Here is a 2,532-nt window from a genome sequence, read left to right as displayed (position 1 = left end):
TTTCTAACTACGGTATTGTGGACCTTGTCAGGGAAAAAGGGGTTGTCAGACCGGTAGTCAAGGCAACCGAATTCATGGTCGAGTTGAGCTTATAAGCACATCTGGTTTCATCTGGTATCAATGGGACTACAAAGGAAAAACCGGCCAAGTAAAACCGTCCAGGAGAAAAGTGAAATACCCCACTATTATTTCGAAAGTTGCTTGACACAGGGTAGTATTTTTTTACTTGACGACTTCTTATTTTTTCTATAGAATTTTGGTAATTATCTGCTCAATGAAAAATCTTTTCATTGTTCCCTTCGCCTTCGCGCGAACCTCGGGATGACAGGTTTCTACCCTGAACAATCCTTACCTCAGATCCATTCACGCCTTGAACGGATCGGTGTCCACAAATCAGTAGTCGCCACTCCCAAAACGGCATCAGCCAAACATTGGGAAGACACGCTCTGCAACGGCCAAGCCAAGAAGCCGAACTGTCTGCCGGCGACAGTGTCATACCCACACTCCACACCCCACACGATTCATCTATAAAATTTCTCTAGACATCCATTAACAAGGGACCAAAGAACTTGAGCGCACCTTGGCGCTACAGGTGTTTTTTGTTCCCGCTAAACGAAAGGAGCATCGCATGAACAAAGCAATCATCATCGGACGGTTGGGAAAAGAGGCCAATTTTCTAAATGGCGGTGAGCAAACCGCGTGTCGATTTCAATTGGCGGTAAAGGAGACATGGAAAAGCAAAGACAACGAATTGAATGAGCGCACCGAGTGGGTGAATGTGGCTGCTTTCGGGCCGGTTGCCGAACAGATGAAAGGCGTTGCCAAGGGCGCGCTCGTTTTTGTTCAAGGATCGGCCAACACCGGCAGCTATAAAAAGGAAGACGAGATCCGCTATTATTTCGAGATCCGGGCCAAACGGCTTGGGATCCTGGGCGAAGGAGAGAAACAAAGGTACAAGGAATTTGACCAAAACGAAATGACCCTGATCGGTCGCCTCGGCCAGGATCCTCTGACACCCAGAGAAGGGATTACCCACTTTTCCCTGGCATGTAACGAATATTTCAAAGGCGAAGAGACCACCCAATGGATCAGCGTTGCCACATTTAACGGTTTATCCGACAATGCGGCCAAAATATTGAGCAAAGGCCGTCTGGTCTATGTGGAAGGGAAAGTGCGAACAAGAAAATATGACAAGGAGGGTCAAACCCGTTATGCCACGGGCGTTGTCGCGCACAAGTGGCGAGCGCTTGACGCCAAGCCCAAGAAGCAGGAAATGGCGGAGTATCCCGAGTCCGCGTCCTTTGATTATGCGGATAGCGATATTCCGTTTTAACCAGCGCCCCTGGATCACATATGAATTGAGCCGCGTGATCCAGGGGCTCTACTTTTTTATGGGGGTATCGATGGAGCGGATATTTAAAAAACTTGGTCGATATTTTGGCTTTTGGAAGATCGGTGTCATGAATCCGGATAATGGGCTGTGGTCGCTTACACCTTCAAGCAATAAAATTGGGTATCTAAGGGCAATGAATGCCAGAGGCTATCATATTTTCATGAAGCCTGAAGATGAGCGGCGCTTTCTACTTTTAGATGACATCCCGGAAGATAGGTTGAAGTACCAAAAAGAGCAGGACCGCTTTAAGCCCGGACGCCTGGTGGTCGAAACCAGCCCGGGCAACTTTCAGGTCTGGGTCAAAGCCGGCCGCAGTATCAGCAATCCGGAGAAAAGGTATTGGATCAGATATTTCAACTCCGATACCGCTTGTGATCCCAATTCACGCTGGGGCCGCTGTCCGGGGTTCCGGAACCGCAAGAACAAATACGAACAGGATGGGCACTATCCCCTCTCCCGCCTCATCTGGGTGGATTGGCAAAAAGTTGCCCAAGTACCTACAATAACCCTTCCAAAGAAACCGGTATGTCTACAAATTGCGAAGGTGCGTATTAAAAAGCATAATCGGTCGGGTAAAAACGTCCAGCGCTGCGATTACGAGCGCGGGGACGACTCGGCCACCGATTTTGCCTATGTCCTCGCTTTGCTGCGGCAGGGCGTGGACCCGGAGATAATTACCGAGCGATTATTAAATGAACGGGAAGATTGGACCCATCACAAAGGTGAACGGCGCCAAACCGCTTACCTTAAAAGGACGATCAGAAAAGCCGTGGAGATTATTAACGACTAACTGACACATGAATTGCATCCCCAATTCGGGGAAGCCGTAAAGGTTTCCCGATAGGGGTTGTCCTCCCTGATGCGAGAGACCTTTACGGTCAAAAATAGGGAGGTGCCCCATGAATAGGAAAGAATATCGATTTTACGCTTATAAACTGCACATGGTGAAGGAACAGGAGATCCTTTTCCTGGGTGGCGACTCAATCAACAACAGTGCCTCGAGTTCCAAGCTGATCAAAAAAGTAATCAGGGAACTCGGGCAGACGGATCGTGAAAATTTCGTTGTGGTGATGCTGAATACCAAACTCAAGCCCATTGGCGCCAACCTGGTATCTACAGGGAGCCTTGCCCAATGCATG

Annotated in this window: 3 protein-coding genes; all 3 read left to right on the top strand. The window is 48.8% G+C overall.

The genetic code is table 11. The annotated features are described in order from the left end of the window. The first annotated feature begins 628 nt into the window (after positions 1-628). Positions 629-1,333: a single-stranded DNA-binding protein gene (locus ABYV26_RS24380; RefSeq protein WP_372683944.1), complete on the top strand. Its 705-nt coding sequence runs from the start codon at positions 629-631 to the stop codon at positions 1,331-1,333. A 34-nt stretch (positions 1,334-1,367) separates the two neighbouring features. Further along, positions 1,368-2,183, top strand: a complete 816-nt coding sequence (locus ABYV26_RS24375) for a DNA-primase RepB domain-containing protein (protein WP_372683945.1) — start codon at positions 1,368-1,370, stop codon at positions 2,181-2,183. Positions 2,184-2,292: 109 nt separating this feature from the next. Continuing rightward, the coding region (locus tag ABYV26_RS24370; protein WP_372683943.1) for a JAB domain-containing protein at positions 2,293-2,532 on the top strand (240 nt) is incomplete at its 3' end.

Source organism: Desulfosarcina sp. (assembly GCF_041551955.1).
Classification (GTDB): domain Bacteria; phylum Desulfobacterota; class Desulfobacteria; order Desulfobacterales; family Desulfosarcinaceae; genus Desulfosarcina.
Note: the sequence above shows the minus strand (reverse complement) of the source record. Positions and strands in the feature narration are given on the sequence as shown.

Bases quoted from the DNA above. Each gene is read 5' to 3' on its own strand.
- ABYV26_RS24380 (WP_372683944.1), top strand. From the start codon at position 629: ATGAACAAAGCAATCATCATCGGACGGTTGGGAAAAGAGGCCAATTTT.